At 61.8% G+C, this 26,922-nt stretch carries 3 protein-coding genes (1 of these 3 only partly in view); all 3 read right to left on the bottom strand.

The window, feature by feature from the left end; all coding sequences use genetic code 11:
* Positions 1–243 precede the first annotated feature (243 nt).
* Positions 244–6,039 carry a non-ribosomal peptide synthetase gene (locus tag KTR60_RS09195; RefSeq protein WP_228402052.1) on the bottom strand — a complete coding sequence of 1,932 codons (5,796 nt, stop codon included), beginning with the start codon at positions 6,037–6,039 and terminating at the stop codon, positions 244–246.
* A 211-nt stretch (positions 6,040–6,250) separates the two neighbouring features.
* Positions 6,251–19,933, bottom strand: a complete 13,683-nt coding sequence (locus KTR60_RS09190) for a non-ribosomal peptide synthetase (protein ID WP_228402051.1) — start codon at positions 19,931–19,933, stop codon at positions 6,251–6,253.
* 89 nt (positions 19,934–20,022) lie between these two features.
* Positions 20,023–26,922: the 3' end of a non-ribosomal peptide synthase/polyketide synthase gene (locus KTR60_RS09185; RefSeq protein WP_228402050.1), read on the bottom strand. 21,681 nt of this gene lie beyond the right edge of the window; only the last 6,900 of its 28,581 coding nucleotides appear in the window; its start codon lies off the right edge, out of view; it ends in the stop codon at positions 20,023–20,025.

The following is a 26,922-nucleotide window of genomic DNA, read 5'->3' as shown; positions in this document are numbered from 1 at the left end:
TCACGGCGTCGAGTCGCGTCCTCGAAGGAAACATTGCCGTAGGTGACTCAACCGTATGGTCTCACTCAGCTCGCATTGGAACTCCAAGCTGCCCAGCCTTTTTGGCAGGAAGCGCCACCTCTGACCCAAAATGCCAGGCATATACCGACGTCGGTTCTTGCCCAACCTGGCCCGGGACCTGACAAACACGCAGAACGTCGGCTTCTCGTTCCGATTCGTCCCGACGTCCCCCAAACGGTCCGATCAGCTCCTGAAGAACGCCGACAATCGTGGACCGATCAGCGCGAGCTGATCGGTTTCCATCATCGAGTGATGCGAACTCTCGACCGTTGTCTCAGCCAGGGTTCCGTTGACGTAAGGCTTCCAGGCCTCCGCAAGTTCGAGTGTCGAACCGACGGCTACGGTGGCGCTGAGAAGTACAGCGTCACCGTCGAAGACGCGCGGTTCGTACCCGTCGATCATCGAGGCAGCTGAGATCGCAAAATCGTACAGAGATCCGAGTTGCTCGGTCGTGAGAAATGACAGGGAATCGAGTGATCGGCCGAGCGCGAGGATCTCGTCCCGGCCCAACGCACCGAGATCCAGAGTGTCCCCGACGTCGACCCCCCATCCAGCGGCCAGTTCGGAGACGTTGTCCCGGGCCTGGTTCTCCCCGACTTCGGTAGTGCCGCGAGGATCGATCATTGCCAGCTTCACGTCGAACCCCTTCGAGCGCAACAGAACTGCACACGCGTGTCCGATGAACCCGCCGAGCGAGTAGCCGACGATGTGGAACGGGCCGCTCGGATTCACACTCAGCATCTCGCGAACGTACCGCTCAGCTAATGCGTCGACTGATGTGGGCAGAGGCCACGATTCCGTCATCACCGGCGCCTGCAGTCCGTAGAGCGGCGTCTGCGCGTCGAGGTGAGGAACCAGGCCGGAGGCTTTCCATGCCAGCCCGCTCATCGGGTGGATGAAGAATACCGGTACCGACGATCCAGCATCCCGGATCGGCAATAGAACGTCGAGCGCCTGACTCGACGACGGCGCGCTACCACGAAGTGTGTCTTCGATTCGGGCAGAGAGGGATTCGACTGTCGATGCACCGAACAGCATGCGCACTGGGACGTCGACACCAACAGATGCACTCAGTTCGGACGCCAACTTCATCGCGATGAGGGAGTTGCCACCCAACTCGAAGAAATCATCATCCAACCCCACCCGATCAACACCCAACACACCCACAAACGCCGACGCCACCACCAACTCCACCGACGACACCGGAGCCCGAAACACCCGAGCCTCGAACACCGGCTCCGGCAACAACGCCCGATCCAACTTCCCCGACGAATTAAGTGGAAACGCATCCAACACCACCACAGCAGCCGGAACCATATAACCCGGAACCCGCTCCCCCACAAACCCCCGCAACACCGACACATCCACAACCGACCCCACCGCCGGCACCACATACCCCACCAACTGATCACCCATCACCGACCCACGCACCACCACCGCAGCCGACAACACCGACCCATGCGCCGTGAGCGCCGCCTCGATCTCCCCCAACTCGATCCGCTGACCACGGAACTTCACCTGAAAATCAGTACGACCGATGTACTCCAACTCACCAACTGTGTTCCAACGGACCAAATCACCCGTCCGATACATCCGCTCACCCGAACCGAACGGCGACGCCACAAACCGATCCGCACTCAAATCCGGACGACCCACATACCCCCGAGCCAACTGCACACCCGACAAATACAACTCACCCGCAACACCCACAGCAACCGGCCGAAGGCGTGAATCCAACACAAACACCCGGCAATTCCACTCCGGCACACCAATCGAGACCACCGACCCCGACCCGGCAGCCGTCACATCCGCAAACGTAAACGACACCGCCGCCTCAGTCGGACCATACAAATTATGCAACCGCGCCGACGACACCAACCCGAACTCACGCACCGCCTCCACCGGCAACGCCTCACCGATCACCAACACATCACGCAACGAACCCAACAACCCCGGATCCACCAACGACGAAAACGTCGACAACATCGTCGGCACAAAATCCGTCACCGACACACCCTGATCATCAATCACCGACGCCAAATACCCCGGATCCCGATGACCATCAGCCGACGCCAACACCAACACCGCACCCACCCGCAACGGCATGAAAAAACCCCACAACGACACATCGAACGTCGTCGCCGTCTTCTGCAAATACACATCAGACGACATCAAGCGATACTCGCCCTGCATGAACTCGAGCTGATTCACAATCGCCGCATGCGAGACCGCCACACCCTTCGGCCGACCCGTCGACCCCGACGTGAAAATCACATACGCCGTATTCGACGCCCGCAACGGCGAGCGCCGATCCACATCCAACACCCGCGCACCCGAAAAACCAGACACATCAACAACATCCACACACACAACCCGACGACCCGACGCCACGAAACCATCACGCTCCGTCGACACCACACACACCGGATCAGCCGAATCCAACACATACTCATTACGCGAGGACGGAGCATCAGGATCCAACGGCACCCACGCCCCACCCGCACGCACAATCGCATACAACCCAACCAACAAATCCACAGACCGCCGAACAGCCAACCCCACCAACGACTCCGGCCCAACACCCAAACCAATCAAATAACGCGCAAACCTATTAACCCGCTCATCGAACTCCCCATACGAAAGCACCACATCCCCACACACCACCGCACGCGAACCCGAACAAACCCCCACCACAGAATCAAAACCATCCAACAACAACCCACCCACAACCGGACGAGACGTGTCGTTGAAGTCTTCGATGATGTTCTGTGTTTCCTTGGTGGACAACAGTTCCACGTCACCGACAGCAGTTCCCGGATTCGTGACCATCGCACGGAGAATGGTAGTCAGGCGCTCGGCTAGCCCGCCAACAGTAGCGGCGTCGAAAAGATCTGTCGTGTAGAGCCACGACATCACCATGCCGGTACCGACGCCGGCCTCGTCTTCAACCGGCGACGCCGTCAACTGAAGGTCGAACTTTGCGATATCGATTCCCGCATCGAACTCCGAGACTCGCAGGTCAGGCAACTCCAGAGCGTCACCTGCCATGTTCTGGAAGAACAACGCAACCTGGAACAACGGATGATGCGCCTGCGAACGGGCCGGATCGAGAACCTCCACCAAACGCTCGAAAGGCAAGTCCGCGTTGGCAAATGCACCCAAATCGGTTTCACGAACCTGATCGAGAAGATCGGCAAACGATATGTTCGGCGTCACCGGCGTACGCAACACCAGTGTATTGACAAACATCCCGATCAGATCATCGAGCGCAGGTTCCCCTCGACCGGAAATCGGCGAACCGATAACCACGTCGTCAGTCGACGCCATCCGCGCAAGCAGCACCGCAAGGGCCGCATGCACAACCATGAACAGCGAAACACCACGATCCAACGCCAATTGCTCCAGAGCCCTGTGCAACTCACCGTCGATATCGAAACGATGCACCGCGCCACGCGTCGACGCAACCGCCGGGCGCTTCCGATCGAACGGCAGATCGATCTTCTCCGGCAACCCCGCGAGATTCTCACTCCAATAACGCAATTGCTCCGACATCAACGACGCCGGATCAGAATCGACCCCCAAAATCTCATGCTGCCACAACGCAAAATCTGCGTATTGCACCGCAAGCGGCGACCACGCCGGGGCGCCGCCCTGCGCCCGGGAAAGATAGGCCAATGCAACATCACGCACCAGAGGACCAACCGAAACACCGTCGGCAGAGATATGGTGAACCACAATTGCGAGAACGAATTCACTTGGGCTGGTACGGAACAGACGCACCCGAAGTGGAACTGCAACGGAAACGTCGAACCCAACGGTCACCAGCGGCGCCAAAGCTGCAAGCAACTCCGACTCGTCGAGATCCCGAGGATCCAGATCGATATCTGCCGTGGACACTTCGAGAACGTCCTGATAGCCGATACCGCCGAACTCCGGATACACAGTCCGCAGCACCTCGTGCCGAGCGACAACATCCTCAACAGCGCGCGCAAGCGCACTCACGTCAAGTTCTCCGGACAAGCGGAGAACAATCGGAATATTGTTCACAGCAGATTCCGCGTCGAACCGACTCAGGAACCACATACGCTGTTGCGCAAGAGACAATGGCACACGATCAGGACGAACCATCGGTGCCAAGGCCACATGCCCGATCGTTTCCGTCTCGGCTTCGATGCGAGCGGCGAGCGCTTCGACGGTAGACGCTTCGAACAGAGTCTTCACCTGAACGCGGGTATCGAACGCTGCGCCCAGACGACCGGCCAGCTTGGCCGCGATCAGGGAGTTGCCACCCAATTCGAAGAAATCATCCGAAGCGCCGACCTGTTCGAGGCCGAGTAGATCGGCAATCGCGTCGGCCACAAGCTTCTGGGCAGGCGTGGATGGCGCTTGGTACGAGCGCGATTCGAATGTGGGCGCCGGCAATGCGTCGACGTCGAGCTTGCCGACCGGAGTCAGCGGAATATCTTCGAGCATCACCATTGCGGCCGGGACCATGTGCCGAGGCAGTGCGCCGCGTGCGTGGACTGTCAATGCCTCAGCGTCGAGCGTGTTCCCGGCCTTTACATACGACACCAATGCTGGTTCACCCGTCGGCCCACTCCGAGGAAGTGTCGCCACAAATTCGACACCGGGAACTGCGGCGAGAACTGCGTCGATCTCACCGAGTTCGATACGAAATCCGCGAATCTTGACCTGAGAGTCACCGCGGCCGAGGTATTCGAGACTGCGTTGGTCGTCGCCGGCCTTGATCCAGCGAACGGTGTCGCCGGTGCGGTACAGACGTTCGCCCGTGTCCGCGAACGGGTTTGCCAGAAAACTTGCCGCAGTTGTCGCGGGTAGCTGGTTGTACCCGCGGGCGAGATGTGTTCCGGAAACATACAATTCGCCGGCAGTGCCGGTCGCCACCGGCTGCAGGCGGGAGTCGAGAACGTAGAGTCCGACGCCGCGCACCGGGTCGCCGATCGTGACCGGACTGTCGACCGTCAGTTCGGCAATCGATGCGACGACGGTGGTTTCGGTGGGGCCGTACGCGTTGAAGAATTTTCGTCCGGGCGCCCACTGAGTCACCAGTGCGGGCGAACATGCTTCGCCGCCCACGACAACAACGTCAAGCGTGTCGAAATCACCCTCCGCAGAGAGCGATCCCAGTGCAGCAGGCGTCATGAACGCGTGGGTGATCTTTTCTTCGGTGAGCAGTTCGGCGAGCTCGTCGCCGCCGTACACATCGGGGCGTGCGATCACCATCGTGGAACCGGTGCCGAATGCGAGGAGCAATTCCAGAACGGAGGCATCGAAGCTGGGCGATGCAAAGTGCAGGGTTCGGGATGCAGAAGTGAGACCGTAGCGTTCGATCTGCTCGGCACACAGGTTCGCAATGCCTCCATGCGTGACGACAACGCCCTTGGGTCGACCGGTCGAACCCGAGGTGTAGATCACGTAGGCGGGATGCTCCGCACGCAAAGTTCCGGCACGTTCGGTGTACGACACCGGTTCGGCAGGAAGTTCGGCCGCCTTTGCCAGGAACACGGCGTTGTCGAGTTCCCACCACTGAATACTCGCCGGCAGTCCGTCGGCGACAGCGCCTACCGTCAAGCCGATCGAGACGCCGGAATCGACAAGCATGTGCAAGGCGCGGTCGGCCGGGTAGTTGGGATCAACCGATACAAATGCGGCCCCGGCCTTCGCGACGGCCCACAGTGCGCACACCGACTCGACGGAGCGTGGGATGGAGATCGCTACCCGATCTTCCGGTCCCACTCCGTGAGCAATGAGGAGACGCGCCAGCTGCGATGACGCGGCATCCAGCTCGGCGTAGGTGACGGAACGACCGTCGAAGCGGATGGCGACGGCGCCTGGGTCGATATCGACGGCAGCCGCCAGTAGCTGCGGCAGCAAGGGCACTCGAACGCGGCGAGTACGGGTGGGACGGGGTTTGCGGCTTCCGCGTGTCTTTGCGGGGGTCGGATCGTCTGCGCTCATTCGATCACGTCCGATGATCGATCTGCGTGTACGTCGGCCCCTTGCGCCATCAGACAACTCACCTTCGCGTAATACTTGTTTTCACGGTCATCTCGCCCGTTGCGGCTCCCCACAATGCATCGGCAACCGAGTGCCATTGTTACAGCCACGGAGTTGCCGAGCGCCGTGTACCGCGAGTGGATATGAGTTCCACCACTCGCGGTGCGTGAGGTCACCACGACTGTGGGCTGTGCTCCTCGAGAACGTGTTCGAGATCCGGCAGTTGGCTGCGATCGATGCTTGCAGCGTCATCCACCGACAGCACCGCGTGTGTCACCCACTCGTCGGCTAGCAGGTCGTCGAGCGATTCGATGTCACTACCTGCCACCACCCACGCAGCACCCGCCGATGCAGCGAGCAGAATCGCGGGCACCCATCCGCTCGCGTCGATCGAGCCGGTCTGCAGCACTCGCGACTCGACATCAATCGCGTACTTCTCGCTCCAGGTCGACAGGGTTGCGGTGAGTTCCCCGTACGTCTGCTCCCAGGCTCCGTCTCCGAACACCTGGAAGGCGACGTCGTCCGCGGTGAGCGGGCGAATGCGGTCGGTGTAATTGATCGCACGCGCGGGTTGTGCGACCGCAGCGTCGAGTGTTTCCGGCGTGATCGTCACGACAGAGTCCGGAACCTCTCCGGCCTGCCCGACTGCTATCGCTGCCCCGGTCTTGACAATTGCCCAGCACGCCACTACTTCGCCTGCTCCCGATACGCCGGAGAGGCTCACGAAGTCTCCTGGACCGACGCCACCATCGATGAGCAGACGCGCAAGCTGCGAGGAACGTGAATCGACTGCGGCATAGTCGATTTCCTCGTCGCCGACCACAACGGCGGGAGCTTCGGGGTCAGCCTCGACTATCGACGCCAGCAGTTGCGGCAGGAGCGCCGCACCTGATCCGCTCGGAGCGATGGACTGAACTGCAGCGCTGAGAGCCTCGTCTTTCTCTGCTGCGGTGAGCAATTCGATGTCGCCGACCGGCCTCGATGGGTTGTCGGTGACCTGTTCGAGTACGCGAACAAACCGCTCCACGAACGATTCGACGGTTCCCTGGTCAAACAGATCAGTCGAGTAGATCCAGACGCCGGAGAGTCCGTATCCATCCGCGGCGCTACCGAGCGTCAGTTGCATGTCGAACTTCGTGGTCGCCACTGGTGAATCGACTCCGCTGATCGTCAAGCCCGGCAGCGAGAACTCGGCTCCGCCAGCGGGTTCCAGCGACAAGATGATCTGGAAGAGTCCGTCGGCCGAGGCACCCAACGCTTCGGATACTTCCTCGAACGGGAGGTCGGACTTCCCGAAGGCCTCCAGATCCACGTCGCGCACGGCAACAACCAGATCGTCGAAACTTGCTGCAGTATCTACCTGAGTCCGCAAGGCAAGCGTGTTCACGAACATTCCGACCAGATCGTCGAGCGCACGCTCCCCTCGCCCACCTACTGCGGTACCGATCGCAAAGTCGTCGGTTGCCCCGACCCGTGCAACCAATACGGCCAGTGCGGCGTGCAATGCCATGAAGGCAGTCGCATTCCGTTCGCGGGCGATCTCGACCAACCGGGCGTGGATCTGCTCACTGACGGTGAACTCGACGGCGCCCGCTGCCGGTGACACCACACTCGGACGTGGGCGATCCGTCGGAAATCCGGCCATCGCGGGAAGCGAAGCAAGCTTGCCCCGCCAGTACTCGAGTTGAGCGGCAGCGACACTACCGACCTCGTCGGCCGTGCCCACGACGTCACGCTGCCACAGCGCGAAGTCCGCGTACTGCACGGTCAATGGACTCCACCCGGGAATGCTGCCTCTGGTCCGGGCTTCGTACGCGATCATCATGTCGCGCGCCAACGGCGCCATCGACTCACCGTCGGCGGCAATGTGGTGTGCAACAAGAGCAAAGACGTACTCGCCGGTCCCGCAGTGCAGAAGTTCCATCCTCACAGGTACTTCTGTGGAGACGTCGAAGCCCGTCGACATCACAGCGGCGACGCGCGAGTACAACTCGGATGCGTCCGCAACGGCAGCGACAGCGCACTGCGGCGCATCGTCGACGTCGAGAATCCGTTGTGTTGGTCCGTTGTCGTCTGCCGGATAGAACGTCCGGAGCGACTCGTGCCGATCGGTGACATCGCGCAGAGCGGCCCGCAATGCGTCGACGTCGAGGTCGCCGGTCAACCGCAACACCATCGGAATGTTGTACGTCCCTGCGGCCGTGTCTATCTGGTTGACAAGCCACATCCGCTGCTGCGCGAGTGACAGTGGCAACCGGTCCGGGCGTTCCGCGGCTTCGAGTGACTTTCGTCGACCCGAACCGACTGATGCCGCAATGGCAAGGGCCAGTGCCTCGACTGTCGTGGCGTCGAACAACATCCGAACCGGAACAGTGGTATCGAGCGTCTGACCGAGACGGGCCGCGAGCCGCGTCGCGATAAGCGAGTTTCCGCCGAGCGCAAAGAAATCGTCGTCGAGTCCGACTCGGTCTACGCCGAGAAGATCGGCAAAAACAACTGCAACTGCCTTCTCGACAACGGTGAGCGGTTCGCGGTACGGCGCCGTGTCGAACACCGGGTCGGGCAGGCTCCGACGGTCGATCTTTCCGTTCGCGTTGAGCGGCACCGAGTCCATGACGATGAACGCCGACGGAACCATGTACTCCGGCAAGCGCTGCGCTACAGCGTCCCGCAGGATTTCCGGAACGATCACAGCACCTGGGACGCCAACGACGTAGGCAACCAACTGGTCGCCCACCGCCGAATCAGCGTGGACTGTGACGATGGCGGTCCCGACGGAATCCACGGCGTTCAAAGCGAATTCGATCTCACCGAGCTCGATGCGTAAACCGCGGATCTTGACCTGGAAGTCCGTGCGCCCGATGTACTCGAGCTCACCGGCTGTGTTGCGGCGCACGAGGTCGCCGGTTCGATACATGCGCTCGCCGGCCACTCCGAAGGGGTTAGCAACAAACCGTTCTGCCGTCAGGTCGTACCGGTTGCCGTAGCCACGACCGACTCCGATACCACCGACGTACAGCTCGCCGACAACTCCGGACGGAACAAGACCCAATCGTGAATCCAGCACGTAGAGATCGATGTTCGGCACCGGTGAGCCGATCGGAACACCGAGTGTGTCCGCAACCGTCGCCTGTTGGAACGACACCACATCCGACGCTTCGGTGGGACCGTAGCTGTTCACGATTCGAACTCCGCGCGAAAGCAGGTGCCCCAGACGGCTGACCTGTATCGGCTCTCCGCCGAGGAACACCACCTCGAGGCTTGCCAGCACGTCGTCTTCGTCAGAATCGATCAGAGCGTCGAAAGCACTGGGTGACATATTCGCCGTCGTGACTCGCTCGTCTGCGATGACACGAAGGATCTCACTCGGGTCGAAGCCGGCGGGTGCGAGGTGCACACTTCCACCACTCGTCAGTGGTCCCCACACGTTCTTCTGCGTGAGGTCGAAACTCGGTGACGACGCCACAGCCACCCCGGCGCGTGCCGGCAGCGAAGAGTTATACCACGCAACGGTATTCGCTATACCTGCCATCGGGACGACGGTCGGCTTCGGTCGCCCGGTCGAACCGGACGTGGAAATGACGTAGCCGACTCGGGCATCCGCGCCGTCCTCACGCCAATGATCAATCCACGACGGTGCGTCGGCAGCGACCACGGGTTCGTCACCGATGAGCACCACTGGGAGATCGAGGTCGGGCGTCTCGATCGCCACCACACACCGTGCCGCGATATCGGAGAGCAGTGCGCTCACCCGTTCTTCCGGAAGAGCAGGGTCGATCGGAAGATAGCCGGCACCGGCTTTCCACACAGCCACCATCGCTACGACCCACTGCCAGGACCTCGGCAGGATCAAGCCGACAACGTCGTCCGGACGGACGCCGGCGACGACGAGTTGAGCGGCCGCGACCGAGGACAGTGCATCGAGGTCCCCGTAGGACAATTCGACGTCACCGGCAACCGCTGCGCACGCCGACGGATCGGTGTCGACGTACTGTGCGAACAGCATCATCGGTGACGCGTCGAGCCGGCCATCGTCACTGCCCCGTGACCAGTCGAGAATCTGTGCGTGTTCGGATGTTTCGATGATATCGATGTCGCCGACCACCTGCGTCGAGTCGACTACTGCAGCATTCAGAACGCGGAGGAATCGGTTCGCGAGGGATGCGATTGTCGACTCGTCGAACAGGTCGGTCGCGTAGGTGAACTGGGCGGTCAGTCCTCCGTTGCCCGACGACTCGGACTCGATCAAGGTCAGCTGCAGATCGACCTTTGCCAGCAGGTCCGGCAACGCGAAGTCGGCAACGTCCAGATCCTGCAACTGCAGAACCGATCGCTGCAGGTTCTGGAACGCCAGACCGACCTGGAACAACGCATGCCTGGCCTGAGATCGCTCGGGGTTGAGAATCTCGACGAGCCGTTCGAAGGGGACGTCCGCGTGCGAGAACGCGCCGAGATCCGATTCCCGGACATGTCTGACCAAGTCTGCGAACGACGATTCGGGGTCGACCTCGGCGCGAAGCACCAGGGTATTGACGAACATACCGATCAGATCGTCGAGAGCACGTTCACCACGGCCGGCGGCCGGGGTACCGATCACGATGTCCGATGTCCCGGACAACCTCGCGAGCACGACCGCCAGGGCGCTGTGCACCACCATGAAGAGCGATGCATTGACCTCACGGGCCACTCGATCGAGACCCGCCCGGAGCTCGGCATCGATCGAGAAATCGTATCCGGCTCCGCGGTGCGATTCGATGCGCGGCCGCGGACGATCCGTCGGCAGATCCAACTGGTCCGGAATGCCGGCCAAGCGTTCCTGCCAGTACGTGACCTGCTCGGAGATAACCGATTCGGGATCGTCCTCGCTGCCGAGGATCTGCCGCTGCCACAACGCAAAGTCGGCGTACTGCACCGGCAATGGTTGCCACTGCGGCGACTGCCCTTGCGACCGTGCAACATACGCGGAGACGAAGTCGCGGATCAGCGGGCCCATCGAGAAGCCGTCACCGCTGATGTGATGGATCACAAAAACGAGGACGTACTCGGACTGGCTCAAATCGAACAATCGCGCTCGAACCGACGCCTCGTGAGTGACGTCGAATCCGGGAAGGATCACGCCTGCAACTCGATCGATAACCACGGATTCGTGAATGCGAACCGGCGTCAGATCCGGAACCATCCGGTCCACATCCACCAGTTGCTGATAACCGACGCCGTCGATCTCGGGATACACCGTTCGCAGAATCTCATGACGTTCGAACACGTCCACCAGCGCAGCCTGCATCGCCGCAATGTCCAGCTCTCCGGTCAGCCTGATGGCCACCGGGATGTTGTCCACACCCGAGGACGCGTCGAACCGGTTGAGGAACCACATGCGTTGCTGCGCAATCGACAGCGGAACACGATCCGGTCGTTCCTGCGCCACCAGCGGCGGGCGGGCACCCTTACCGGATTGCGAGTCGATAAGCGAGGCAAAGGATTCCACACTGGACGCGTCGAACAGCAGGCGAACAGGAACCGTCGTGTCGAGCGCCTCGCCGAGTCGCGCAACGACCTGAGTCGCGATGAGCGAGTTGCCGCCGAGCGAGAAGAAATCGTCGTCGAGGCCAACCTGCTCGATGCCGAGCAGGTCGGAGAAAATCCGCGCGACCGCAAGCTCCGCCACACTCCGTGGCTCACGGAAGGCAGCGATCTGAGCAACAGGATCGGGCAACTGCTTGCGATCCAGCTTGCCGGACGTGCCCAGCGGGAATGCCTCGAGCACAACGTGCGCCGTCGGGACCATGTAGCCGGGCAGTCGTGCGGCCAGTGCTGTCTCGACCGATGCCCAGTCCACTACTGCGCCAGCGTGTCCCACAACGTAGGCAACCAATTGTTCGTTGCGCACTGCCACCGCAGCCGACGCAACGGACGGCTGATCGCGCAATGCTGCCTCGATCTCGCCCAGTTCGATCCGCAATCCGCGGAGTTTGACCTGGAAGTCGGTCCGCCCGATGTATTCGACCTCACCAACGCTGTTCCACCGCACCAAATCCCCCGTGCGATACAGGCGGCTGCCGGAAGGTCCGTACGGATCTGCGACAAAGCGATCTGCCGTGAGGTCCGGCCGACCGACGTAGCCGCGCGCCAACTGGATTCCCGCCAGGTACAGCTCACCCGAGACACCCACCGGCACCGGGCGCAGACGCGAATCCAACACCAGGACACGGGTGTTCCAGACCGGCGATCCGATCGGGACGATCTCGGAATCCGATGGCGTGACCTCGTGGAATGTGACGTCGACTGCCGCTTCGGTAGGCCCATACAGATTGTGCAGTCGAGCCTGCGGAAGGAGTGTGCACAGGTCCTGCGCAACCTGCGGTGGCAGTGCTTCGCCCGAGGCAAATACCCGACGCAGGGCATCCGCTCCGCGAACTGCGGGTTCTGCGACAAACAGTTCGAGCATCGAGGGCACGAAGTGCACAGTGGTGACGCCGTGTTCCGCGATAGCAGCTGCGAGGTATGCCGGTTCCCGGTGTCCGTCCACTACAGCAACGACCAACCGAGCGCCAACCTGCAACGGCCAGAAGAACTCCCACACCGACACATCGAACGTGAACGGCGTCTTCTGCAACACCACATCATCGCCGGTCAGCCCGTACTCGCCCTGCATCCACACCAGACGATTCACAATCGCCCGATGCGAAACCGCAACACCCTTCGGCTTACCGGTCGAACCGGAAGTAAAGATCACGTACGCCGTGTTGTCACTGCGCAACGGAGATAGACGATCCGCATCGGAGATCGCAGCGTCCGAGTGAGTGGACAGGTCGAGCGTGCCCACCTGAACAACCGGACAGACCGGCGTCTCGAATCGATCCAGCGTAGTGGTGAGGACACAGACCGGGACAGCGGTCGAAAGAACGTACTCATTGCGTTCGGTCGGCTGATCCGGATCGATCGGAACGTACGCGCCGCCTGACTTCACTATCGCGTACATCGCGACCAGCAGGTCGAGCGATCGTCGCATCGACAATCCCACCATGGCATCGGGGCCGACACCGATCGAGATCAAATGGCGTGCAAGACGATTGATCCGGGCGTCGAATTCCGCGTATGTCAGCGTCGTAGCGTCGAACGTGATTGCCGGCGCATCCGGTGTTGCCGACACCTGGGCTTCGAAGAGATCTACCAGGGTGGAGTCGGGAACACGACGCTCGGTCGAGTTCCATTCGACGAGCACTCGCCGGCGCTCGTCGGCACTCGATAGGTCGATGTCGCCGATGACAGCAGAAGTATCATCCGCCAGGGCGCGCAGAATCGTGACATAACGCTGCGCAAACAGTTCCACGGTTGCTGCGTCGAAAAGGTCTGTTGCATAGTTGAACTGCGCAAGAAGGCCGCCCTGTGGCGATTCACTCACCGTCAGTTGGAGATCGAACTTCGCGACGGGCGATTCGATGTCCACGGCGGACACCGCAACACCGTTCATCGCTGCCGACTCCGGACTCGAGCCGCCAATGTTCTGCATCGTCAGCATGACCTGGAACAGCGGGTTCCGTGCCTGTGACCGTTCGGGGTTGATGATCTCGACAAGGCTCTCGAACGGAACGTCCGCGTGATCGAATGCGCCGAGATCGGTTTCACGGGCGCGGTGGATCAGGTCGGCGACCGTCGACGCCGGATCGATATCGGTTCGCAGTACCAACGTGTTGACGAACATTCCGATGACGTGGTCGAGCACTTGCTCACCGCGTCCGGCAACGGGAGTGCCGATCACGATGTCGGTGGAACTCGACAGCTTTGCGAGCAGCAGCGCAAGCGCAGAATGCACAACCATGAACAGCGAGGCGTTCGATGCCTGGGCGACCGCGTTCAAGCGCTCGAGCAAATCCGCGTCAACGGAGAAGTCGTGGTAGGCACCCTGATTGGTTGCAATTCGGGGCCGCGGCCGATCCGTCGGCAGCTCGAGTTGATCCGGAACACCGGCCAATTGTGTTCGCCAATAGTCGAACTGCCCGGAAATCACCGAGTCCGGATCGCTCTCGCTGCCCAGGACTTCGCGCTGCCACAAAGCAAAATCGGCAAACTGCACCGGAAGTGGTTCCCACTGCGGCGCCGCTCCGGCCGATCGCGCACCGTATGCCGCGACGACGTCCCGAACCAATGGAAGCATCGAGAATCCGTCACCACTTATGTGATGGACGACAAATACGAGAACGAACTCGGAATCAGTGATCCGCAGGAGCGAAACGCGAATGGGCACTTCGGTGGTCACGTCGAACCCGGGCGCCACCACAGCGGCGACCTGAGCCACCACATCATCGGCATCCACGTCGATCGGGGCAAGATTGATCAGACGAGCGGGTTCGAGAACCTGCTGGTAACCGACGCCGTCGATCTCGGGGTAAATAGTTCGCAAGCTCTCGTGACGACGCACCAGATCGTCGAGAGCGTCCTCGAGCGCGTCGACATCGAGCGTGCCGGTCAATCGCAGTGCGGCTGGGATGTTGTCGACATTCGATCCCGGTTCGAAGCGGTTCAGGAACCACATGCGTTGCTGCGCGAGCGAGAGCGGCACACGCTCCGGCCGGACCTGCGCGGTGAGCGGAGGCCGCGCCGCCGGGGTTGTCCCCGAGTCGATACGGGCAGCAAGTGCCCCGACGGTCGGTGTGTCGAACAGTGTCCGCACACCGACGGTGGTGTCGAGCCTCTGTCCCAGCCGCGCAACAACCTGAGTAGCCATGAGGGAGTTACCCCCGAGGGCAAAGAAATTGTCGCCCAATCCCACCTTCTCGACTGCCAGAAGGTCCGAGAAGACCTGAGCCACAGCAATTTCGGCACTCGTGACCGGCGCCTGGAACTCGGCACTACGAGCCACTGGATCCGGCAACTGCGCACGGTCGAGCTTGCCCGAGGAGCCAAGCGGGAAGCTGCCGAGCACAACATGAGAGGCCGGAATCATGTATGCGGGCAACCGCTGCGACAACGCCTCGGCAATGTCGTCCCAGTCGAGGCTGACTCCATCTGCCGGCGTCAGATACGCCACCAACTGGTCGCTGCGAACCAGTACTACCGCCGCGGATACCGCAGGGTGATCGCGTAGAGCCGATTCGATTTCACCGAGTTCGATGCGCAGTCCGCGCAGCTTGACCTGGAAATCCGTTCGACCGATGTACTCAATCTCACCAAAACTGTTCCACCGCACCAAGTCACCCGTGCGATAAAGTCGCTGTCCGTTACCGGAGAACGGATCCGCAACAAACCGGTCGGCACTCAGATCGGGCCGAGCTAGGTAGCCGCGTGCAAGCTGGACACCGGCGAGGTACAACTCCCCCGCAACTCCGACCGGCACCGGATTCAACCGCGAGTCGAGCACCAGCGCCCGGGTGTTCCACACCGGCGCACCGATCGGCACACTTGCGACGTCGGATTCGGTGACCTCGTGGTACGTCACGTCGACCGCGACCTCGGTCGGACCGTACAAGTTATGCAAGCGCGCAGCGGGAAGAACTGTCCGCAGCGTTGACGCCACCTGTGGTGTCAACGCCTCACCGGAGGCGAATACCCGGGTCAAAGAAGTACACGCCGCCACCGAGGGTTCTCCGACAAACACGTCGAGCATCGACGGAACAAAGTGCGCGGTGGTGACGCCGTAGTCGGAAATGGCGGACGCGAGGTAGGCGGGGTCGCGGTGTCCGTCTGGTTCGGCAACAGCTAGTCGGGCACCAACCTGCAACGGCCAGAAGAACTCCCACACCGACACATCGAACGTGAACGGCGTCTTCTGTAACACCACATCATCGCCGGTCAGCCCGTACTCGTCCTGCATCCACACCAGACGATTCACAATCGCCCGATGCGAAACCGCAACACCCTTCGGCTTACCGGTCGAACCGGAAGTAAAGATCACGTACGCCGTGTTGTCCTGCCGCAGCGGCGCCAGCCGATCGGTATCAACAAGCGCTGCGTCCGAGAACTGGGAAGTATCCAGCGAATCCAACGAGACAACCGTGGTGCCCGCTGTGAAACCGTCACGATCGGTGGTCAGCACGCACACCGGTCCGGCCGTCCCCAGAACGTACTCGTTGCGATCGGCGGGCTGATCGGGATCGACCGGCAGATAGGCCCCGCCTGCTTCGATCACCGCGTACATCGCGACAACCAAGTCGATTGACCGTCTGATTGCCAAGCCCACCAAGGTGTCAGGTCCGACACCCATTGTCACCAGCATCCGGGCGAGTCGATGCACACGCGCCGAGAAATCGCGATAGGTCAGCAGCTCGTCCTCGTAGACGAGTGCCGTGGCGTCCGGAGTCCGATGCGCTTGTTCGACAAACATGTCGACCAGCGTCTTGCCCGGCACCTCGTGGTCCGTGGCGTTCCAGGTGCCGATCACCAATTCGCGCTCGTCGACGGTGAGCAGGTCGATGTCACCGACCACGATGGCCGGATTTTCCGCGACGACGGCGAGGAGCGCCGCCAACCGTGAGGCAACAGACTCGATGGTCGACGGGTCGAAAAGATCTGTGGCGTAATCAATCATGATCGACAGCCCGCCGTGCTCGGGGTCTTCCCAGACGGTGAACTGGAGGTCGAACTTGGCCACCGCGGATTCGGGTTCGACGCCCGTAACCGTCAACCCGTCGATGTCGGCAGCGCTCTGTTCGCTCTGGCCGAGGTTTTGAAATGCCAGCATGACCTGGAAGAGCGGGTTGTGCGCCTGGGAGCGGGCGGGATCGAGGACCTCGACAAGGCGCTCGAACGGAACGTCCGTATGGCCGAAGGCATCAAGATCGGTACCGCGAGCGGCTTTCAGCACGTCCGCGAACGAACTCGCGGAGTCGATCTCGGTGCGCAGGACCAGCGTGTTGACGAACATGCCGATCACATCGTCGAGAGCGCGATCGCCACGACCTGCGACCGGCGTACCGATCGCGATATCCGACGTCGCGGACAACCGGGCAAGCAGGAGGGCAATGGCACTGTGCAGCACCATGAAGACCGAAGCCTTGTGTTGCTGCGCCAACGATTCGAGCTGGACGAGCAAGTTCTTCTCGATCGAGAACTGGTGCGACGCACCACGGTTGGTCGCTACAGCAGGCCGCGGGCGATCTGTCGGAAGTTCGAGCAGTTCCGGCAACCCTGCCAACTGATGCGTCCAGTAGTCGATCTGCCGCGAAATCAACGATTCCGGGTCGCTCTCGTCGCCGAGAACGGACCGCTGCCACAGCGTGAAGTCCGCGTACTGGACCCCCAAAGGAGCAAAATCGGGCGCTGAACCCTGCGATCGAGCTGCGTACGCACTCACAACGTCGCGGACCAACGGCCCCATCGAGAAACCGTCGCCACTGATGTGGTGAACCACAAAGACGAGGACGTATTCCGAGTCTGCGACCTGGAACAGGCTGGCCCGCAAGGGAACCTGCGTCGTGACGTCGAAGCCCTCGGTGACAACGGCAGTGACACGGTCGATCAGGTCGGATTCCGGGACTACAACCGGTGTCACGTCCAGCACGACGTCCGACGCGGCGAGAACCTGCTGGTATCCGACACCGTCGATTTCGGGGTAGACGGTTCGCAGGCTCTCATGGCGCTCGACCAGATCGGTGATCGCGCCGCGTAGTGCCGCGACATCGAGGACACCGCTCAGGCGTAGGGCCACCGGAATGTGATCGACGGCTGACGTGGAATCGAACCGGTTGAGGAACCACATACGCTGCTGCGCAAGCGAAAGCGGGATCCGGTCGGGACGTTCCTGTGCAACGAGAGGAGCCTTCGTACCGCGGCCAGCAGAATCGCCTACGAGAGAAGCTAATTCGGATACCGTCGGAGCATCGAAGAAAGCTCGCATGTCGAGTTCCACGCCGAGTTCGGCGTTCGCGCGCGCCACCACTCGCGTCGCGAGCAGTGAATTGCCCCCGAGGTCGAAGAATCCGTCGTCGATGCCGAGGTCGTCCCGACCGAGCAGATCGGCAAAGATCGCAACCAACGTCTTCTCGACCGGCGTACTCGCTGCCCGGTATTCGACAACCTGCGCTGTGAACTCGGGCGCCGGCAGCGCCTTGCGGTCCAGCTTGCCACTGGCATTGAGCGGAAACGCCTCGAGTTCGACAAACAGCGACGGCACCATGTAGTCCGGCAGGCGTCCACCCAATTCACGTGCAAGAGCGTCGGTGTCGAGCACAACTCCCGATGCGGGAACCACGTATGCCACCAGATTGTCGCCCAAAGCCGCATCGGAGTGGACGAGAACGGCCGCTTGTGCGATTGCGTCGTTGTCGAGTAGCGCTGATTCGATTTCGCCGAGTTCGATGCGCAGTCCCCGCAGCTTCACCTGGAAGTCGGTGCGGCCGAGGTACTCGAGCAGGCGGTCGGCGCCGGCACCGCGCCATCGGACCAGGTCGCCGGTTCGGTACATGCGCTCGCCGTCCGAGGTGGAATGCGCGACGAACCGATCCGCCGTCAGATCGGGGCGGGAGACATACCCTCTGGCCAGCTGGACCCCCGCGAGGTAAAGCTCGCCGGGGACGCCGGGAGGTACTGGACGCAGTGCGTCGTCGAGGACGAGTAGCTCTGTTTCGGCGACAGCACGGCCGATCGGAATGGAGACCTCGTCCTGCGGTCCGGTTGCGTAGTACGTGACGTCGACGGCTGCCTCGGTCGGTCCGTACAGATTGTGCAGTTCCGCGGTGCTGACGTCGCGCAGCCGCGCGGCGGTCTGGGCGGGAAGCGCTTCACCCGAGGCAAAAACGTAACGTAGCGAGGTGATCTCGGAAGCGCGCGGTTCAGCGACGAAGACCGCGAGCATCGAGGGGACAAAATGTACAACGGTGACGCCGTACTCGATCATCGTCGCTGCGACGTAGGCCGGATCACGATGCCCGTCCGGCTTCGCGATCACGAGGCAAGCGCCGACCTGCAACGGCCAGAAGAACTCCCACACCGACACGTCGAACGTAAACGGCGTCTTCTGCAGGATGACGTCTTCGTCGGTGAAGGGATATTCGCTCTGCCTCCATCGGAGGTTGGCGACGATTGCCTCGTGTGACACACCGACGCCCTTTGGCCTGCCGGTCGAACCCGACGTGAAGATCACGTACGCAAGATTGTCGGTGCGCAGCGGTGACAGCCGGTCACCGTCGGCAAGCGGCGCGCCTGAGTGCGCCGAGACATCGATGTCATCGATCCGCAGTACATCGACGTTTTCGGGAATGCCGACCGCGTCCACTGACGTCGTCAGCACGAGGACGGGCGCGGCGACGTCGATCACATACGCCAGACGCTCAGCGGGATGGTCGGGATCGAGTGGTAGGTACGCACCACCGGCCTTGACGATCGCGTACATCGCAACCAGCAGTTCGACGGACCGACGGATACCCAGGCCGACGAGTGTGTCCGGTCCGACGCCACGGGCGACGAGCTCGCGGGCGAGCTGATTGACCCGGCGATCGAATTCCGCGTAGGTCGACGCCGTGGAGCCGAAACGAAGGGCGACGGCATCGGGGGTACGCGCGACCTGCTCCTCGAACAGACTTACGAGAGTCGACTCGACGACCGACGGAGCCTCGAAAGCAACGACGGAAGTCGCGTCGGCGATGAGCGCACCGACGACGGATTCAAGGCCACCCTCTCGTGTGGCGAGCAACTCCGGCAGCAGCGTGGAGATCACGACCGGTACAAGTGCGTCCGGGCCGAGCGCACCACCCATCGCGGAGTCGAGTGTGGTCAGTTCCGAGTGCAACCGTTCGTAGGTGACCTCGGCGTCTGCATGAACAAGCGCTGTCCGGTCGGGCTCCGCCTCGGCTACTGCAGCGATCAATCTCGGCAGTTCCTCGATCGTCAGCGACTGTGGTCCCGGCATACCGACGGACATCAACACTTCCTCCAACTGACGACAGCACGGCGCAGATCCAACGCACGACTGGTCGTACAGATCAACGCCCATGGGGCAAATACTGCATATTACCCGTCCGTACCGGAACCCTTCCCCAGCGTGGCCTGCGCGTCAGTTATCAAAGACTGGACGAGCGAGGTAATACCGTCGGCGCCTAGTGCCGGAAGAATGCCCGGAACCAGACCGTTCAGCGAAACCGAGACCAATGCGTCGGCAGTGAGCGCCGCACCCATCGTCTGCTTCATCACAGCCAGTTTTTCGGCCAGCTGTGTGAAGGTCACCGCGGTGTCACCGTGCGTGAAGGCAACCGCCGTCGGATCTGCTGCGGCGGCCGCTGATGCGAGGTCCGGAAGATCGGCGGCGGTCTTCGGCTCGGCTGCCTCGATCAGCGCGCGTTCGAAGTCCGTCACGATGTCGATGGTCCGCAGAACCACCGTCGGATCTGCGGCAACGGCGTCGACCACGGCCCGCAACCTGGCCGCGAACAGTTCCATGGTTGCGGCGTCGTACAGATCGGTTGCATAGGTGAATCGCATCCGGATATCGGACAGCGTACCGCCCTCGTCGAACTCCTCGATACCGGTGAGCTGCAGGTCGAACATCGCCGAGTCGAATCCGTCGTCCACCGCCGACAGTTCGAGCCCTGGCAGCGCAAACGTACCCAGTGCCATGTTCTGGAACGTGAGCATCACCTGGAACAGCGGTGAGTATGCCTGCGAGCGCTCACGGCCGACCTGCTCGACCAGACGCTCGAAGGGCACGTCTGCGTTTCCGAACGCCGCGAGGTCCTTCTCCTTCACTTGCTGCAGCAGGTCGACAAACGTGGTTGCCGGTTTCACCTGCGTGCGCAACACCAGCGTGTTGACGAACATACCGACCAGGTCGTCCAGGACTCGCTCGCCGCGACCCGCCACCGGTGTACCGATCGCGATGTCGTTCGAGCCGCTGAGCTTGGACAGCAGCACCGAGAACGCGGCGTGCACGACCATGAACACGGTCGAGTTCTGCTCACGCGCAATCTCCGCGATTCGACGCGTGGAGTCGGCGCCGAGCGTGAACAGGAAGTCCGCGCCCTTCATCGACTGCGTTGGTGGACGCGGACGGTCCGTCGGCAGTTCCAGAAGTTCGGGAACGCCGGCAAGTTCCTGCGTCCAGTAGGCAAGCTGCGTCGACAGTTCACTGTCCGGATCGTCCTCGGAACCCAGAACGTCGCGCTGCCACAACGTGTAATCCGCGTACTGGACTTCGAGCGGAGCCCATTCGGGTGCCGCTCCCCCGGTACGCGCCGTGTACGCGACCATCGTGTCCCTGATCATCGGTGCCATCGAGAACGCGTCGCCGCTGATGTGGTGGACCACGACGATCAGGACATGCTCGGTGGGCGTGATCTGGAACAGGCGAACGCGCAGCGGAACACCGGCAGTGACGTCGAAGCCCTGACCGACGACCTTCGCGACCTCGGCCCCAATCGTGTCTTCGCCGACATACAGCACGGCCATGTCGACAACGGCTGCCGACTTGGACTGAATCGACTGCGTCGGGCCGTCCCCGAGAGCGGGATAGAACGTCCGCAGGATCTCGTGGCGAGCAACAAGGTCGGAGACGGCCGACTGCAATGCTGCGACGTCGAGATCGCCGGACATCCGGATCGCGACCGGGATGTTGTACGCGGCAGACCTGCGGTCTATCTGGTTGAGAACCCACATCCGCTGCTGAGCGAGCGACAACGGAATCTGCGACGGCCGTTCCTGCGCCACCAACTGTGCCCGCGAACCTGAACCGGCGTGTTCGAGCACCCGCGACGCCAGCAGTCCGACAGTCGACGCTTCGAAGATGATCCGCACCGGAATCTGGGCGTCAAGTGCCTGACCCAACCTGGCCACGACCTGTGTGGCGATCAGCGAGTTCCCGCCGAGATCGAAGAAGTCGTCGTCCAACCCGACTCGTGGAACGCCCAGGACTTCGGCAAACACCGAGGCCACGATCTCTTCGACCGGATTGCTCGGGGCACGGAACTCCGTTGCCTCGAATTCGGGTTCCGGCAGCGCCTTTCGATCGATCTTGCCGTTGATGTTGAGCGGCAATTCGCTCAGCACCATCAACGCCGACGGCACCATGTAACTCGGCAACTCGCGGACGAGTTCCGCCTTCACGCTGTCGACGTCGACGGTGGCTCCGGCCTGCGGAACGAGGTACCCGACCAGTCGATCCCCCAGTCGCGGATCGGTTTTCGCGACGACAACCGCGGCGTCCACGGACTCAGCAGCTCTGATAACAGCTTCGATCTCACCGAGTTCGATGCGGTAGCCGCGGATCTTCACCTGGAAGTCGGCACGATCGACGTACTCGAGTTCACCGCCACTGCGCCAGACAACGAGGTCGCCGGTGCGGTACAGACGTGTGCCCGGTTCTCCGAAGGTGTTGGCGACAAAGCGTTCCGACGTCAGGTCGGCGCGGCCGTGATAACCGCGAGCCAACTGGGTTCCGGCCAGGTACAGCTCACCGGTAACTCCGACCGGAACGGGATGCAGTCGCTCGTCGAGCACGTAGACCTGCGTATTCCATTCCGGGGCACCGATCGAGACCGACGAGGTGTCGCTCTCGTCCACATCGTGCGCGGTCACTGACACCGCAGCCTCGGTCGGACCGTACAGATTGACGAGTGCCGCGTCGGACATTTTGCGGAACTCTGCCGCCGTTGCCGCGGGCAAGGCCTCACCGATGGCAAGGACACGCTCGAGCGACTGCGGAAGAGTGCCGTCTGCTGCGGCCGTCAGCATCGAGAGCATGGACGGCACCGCGTGCAGCGTCGTCACCTTCTCCTGAGCGATGAGCGCCAGCATGTACTCGGCGTCCTTGTGGCCGTCCGGGTCGGCGATGACCAGGCGGGACCCGGATGTCAACGCGGACCAGAACTCCCAGACCGAGAGGTCGAACGTCGCTGCAGTCTTGAGCAACATTGCGTCGGTCTGGTCGAGACCGTAGCGATCACGCTTCCACAGAAGCTGATTGACGATCGCGGCGTGGGACAGCGCCACACCCTTCGGCTTGCCGGTCGATCCCGACGTGAAGATCACGTACGCGGTATTCGCCGAACGAAGCGGTGCGATCCGCTCGTCGCCGCGCACCGGCGCTCCGGAGACGCGCGACAGATCGAGGGTGTCGATGAGAAGAACATTGTCGATCCCCGCGAGCGACGGTGCGTCGTTCTCGTTGCTTAGCACGCAGACCGGCGCGGCCATCTCGAGGACGTACCCGGTGCGATCGGCCGGATGATCCGGATCGATCGGAACATAACCGCCGCCTGCCTTGGCAACGGCGTACATGCCGATCACCAGGTCGATGGAGCGTCGCATTCCCAATGCCACCAACGACTCCGGACCGACACCCAGTTCGATCAGGTGACGGGCGAGCCGGTTGACCTTGTCGTCGAACTCCACATACGTCAGCGATTCGAGCCCGTGCACCAACGCGACGGCATCACCGTGCGCGGCAACCTGCTGATCGAACAGATCGACCAGTGTCGCCTCGGCGTCGAGTACCTGCTCCGTTGCATTCCATTCCTGCAGAACCTGATTCGACTCACGCGGATCGAGCACGTCGATGTCGCCGACCACGATCGACGGATCGGCAACCACCGCTGCCAGAACGGTGTTGAACCGATCAGCGAAGGACTGCACTGTCGACTCGTCGAAAAGGTCGTGCGCGTAGCTGAATACGGCCGAGATGCCGGAGGCAACGCCACGCTCGTCGTAGTTGTCACCGACGATCAACTGCAGATCGAACTGAGCGACACCGTTGTCGATCTCCAGGCCCTTCACCGTAAGACCAGGCAGTTCCAGGCTTGCCTGTTCCATGTTCTGGAAGAGGAAGCCCACCTGGTAGAGCGGGTGCCGAGCGGTCGAACGTGCCGGGTTGAGAACTTCGACCAGTCGCTCGAACGGAACGTCGGCGTGCGCAAACGCCTGCAGGTCGTTCTCTCTCACGCGGGCAAGCAGTTCCGTGAAGCTGTCGGAACCGTCGACGTGTGTCCGGAATACCAGAGTATTGACGAACATGCCGATCAGATCGTCGAGCGCACGCTCGCCACGGCCCGCGATCGGGGTGCCAACGGCGATGTCGTCGGTGCCGGAAAGGCGCGCCAACAGGACCGCGAATGCCGCGTGCGTGACCATGAACAAGGTTGTTCCGTGCTCACGGGCCAGTGATGCCAAGCCCTGATGCACTGCTGCATCGATCTCGAAGTGGAGGTAACCCCCACGGTACGACTGCGCGGCGGGACGCAGACGGTCCGTCGGCAGGTCCAGCTGATCGGGCAACCCGGCCAAAGCCTGGCTCCAGTAGGCGATCTGCTCGGACGACACTGATTCCGGGTCTTCCTCGCTTCCCAGTACCTCACGCTGCCACAAGCTGTAATCCGCGTACTGCACATTCAGCGGAGCCCAACCCGGCGCCGTTCCCTGTGCCCTGGCCGCGTAGGCCATGACGAGGTCACGGGCGAACGGAGTAGTCGAGGAACCGTCCGCGGCGATGTGGTGCACCACCACGGCAAGGACGTACTCGTTCTCGGCTAACTGGAACAACCGAATCCGCAGCGGGATTTCGGCCGTCACGTCGAACCTCGTCGACGCCAATTCGACCAGCTTGCCGACAATCTCGGCTTCCGTGACGCTTTCGACGTCCAATTCCACCGGTGTATGTCCTACCGGTTCGATGACCTGGACCGGTCCCGAATCGGTTTCCGGATACACAGTGCGCAGGGTTTCATGACGGCCTACTACGTCGCCGATCGCTGCACGCATCGCGCCCAGATCGAGTTCACCGCTCAGTCGCAGAGCAAACGGCATGTTGTAGGCACCGGCGGAGCCGTCGAACCGGTTGAGGAACCACATACGTTGCTGCGCAAGAGAAAGCGGAATCTCTTCCGGTCGATCCTGAGCTGTCAGCGCAAGGCGGCTTCCTTCACCGACGTGTGATTCGAGACGTGCGGCGAGTTCCTGAACGGTGGACGCTTCGAACAGAAGGCGAACCGGTACGGCCGTCTCGAGTTCTTCGGCGATGCGCATGACAACCCGAGTCGCGATGAGGGAGTTGCCACCCAACTCGAAGAAATCATCATCCAACCCCACCCGATCAACACCCAACACACCCACAAACGCCGACGCCACCACCAACTCCACCGACGACACCGGAGCCCGAAACACCCGAGCCTCGAACACCGGCTCCGGCAACAACGCCCGATCCAACTTCCCCGACGAATTAAGTGGAAACGCATCCAACACCACCACAGCAGCCGGAACCATATAACCCGGAACCCGCTCCCCCACAAACCCCCGCAACACCGACACATCCACAACCGACCCCACCGCCGGCACCACATACCCCACCAACTGATCACCCATCACCGACCCACGCACCACCACCGCAGCCGACAACACCGACCCATGCGCCGTGAGCGCCGCCTCGATCTCCCCCAACTCGATCCGCTGACCACGGAACTTCACCTGAAAATCAGTACGACCGATGTACTCCAACTCACCAACTGTGTTCCAACGGACCAAATCACCCGTCCGATACATCCGCTCACCCGAACCGAACGGCGACGCCACAAACCGATCCGCACTCAAATCCGGACGACCCACATACCCCCGAGCCAACTGCACACCCGACAAATACAACTCACCCGCAACACCCACAGCAACCGGCCGAAGGCGTGAATCCAACACAAACACCCGGCAATTCCACTCCGGCACACCAATCGAGACCACCGACCCCGACCCGGCAGCCGTCACATCCGCAAACGTAAACGACACCGCCGCCTCAGTCGGACCATACAAATTATGCAACCGCGCCGACGACACCAACCCGAACTCACGCACCGCCTCCACCGGCAACGCCTCACCGATCACCAACACATCACGCAACGAACCCAACAACCCCGGATCCACCAACGACGAAAACGTCGACAACATCGTCGGCACAAAATCCGTCACCGACACACCCTGATCATCAATCACCGACGCCAAATACCCCGGATCCCGATGACCATCAGCCGACGCCAACACCAACACCGCACCCACCCGCAACGGCATGAAAAAACCCCACAACGACACATCGAACGTCGTCGCCGTCTTCTGCAAATACACATCAGACGACGTCAAGCGATACTCGCCCTGCATGAACTCGAGCTGATTCACAATCGCCGCATGCGAGACCGCCACACCCTTCGGCCGACCCGTCGACCCCGACGTGAAAATCACATACGCCGTATTCGACGCCCGCAACGGCGAGCGCCGATCCACATCCAACACCCGCGCACCCGAAAAACCAGACACATCAACAACATCCACACACACAACCCGACGACCCGACGCCACGAAACCATCACGCTCCGTCGACACCACACACACCGGATCAGCCGAATCCAACACATACTCATTACGCGAGGACGGAGCATCAGGATCCAACGGCACCCACGCCCCACCCGCACGCACAATCGCATACAACCCAACCAACAAATCCACAGACCGCCGAACAGCCAACCCCACCAACGACTCCGGCCCAACACCCAAACCAATCAAATAACGCGCAAACCTATTAACCCGCTCATCGAACTCCCCATACGAAAGCACCACATCCCCACACACCACCGCACGCGAACCCGAAGAAACCCCCACCACAGAATCAAAACCATCCAACAACAACCCACCCACAACCGGATGAGAGGTGTCGTTCCAGGTGTCGAGCACCAAAGCGCGCTCAGGCGCGGTCATGATCTCGATGTCACCGACTGCAGTAGACGGCGTTTCACCGATTTCTGTCAGCAGAGTCTCGAGGCGACCCAGCAGGGCCTGCGCGTACGACTCGTCGAAGAAGTCGGGTAGGTAGCGAAGAGTCAGGTGCAGTTGGTCGTCGAGACCGATCAGCAATGTGAGCGGGTAGTTCGTGGAATCGTCGGAGGCGACATC

The sequence above is a fragment of the Rhodococcus sp. C1 genome (assembly GCF_020809065.1).
In the GTDB taxonomy this organism is placed as follows: Bacteria; Actinomycetota; Actinomycetes; order Mycobacteriales; family Mycobacteriaceae; genus Rhodococcus_F; species Rhodococcus_F qingshengii.
The sequence above is the reverse complement of the archived record's forward strand: the minus strand, read 5'-3'. Positions and strand labels throughout refer to the sequence as shown.

Excerpts from the sequence above, each read along its gene's own strand:
- KTR60_RS09190 (WP_228402051.1), bottom strand. The coding sequence starts at position 19,933 with ATGTCCGTCGGTATGCCGGGACCACAGTCGCTGACGATCGAGGAACTG.
- KTR60_RS09195 (WP_228402052.1), bottom strand. The coding sequence starts at position 6,039 with ATGAGCGCAGACGATCCGACCCCCGCAAAGACACGCGGAAGCCGCAAA.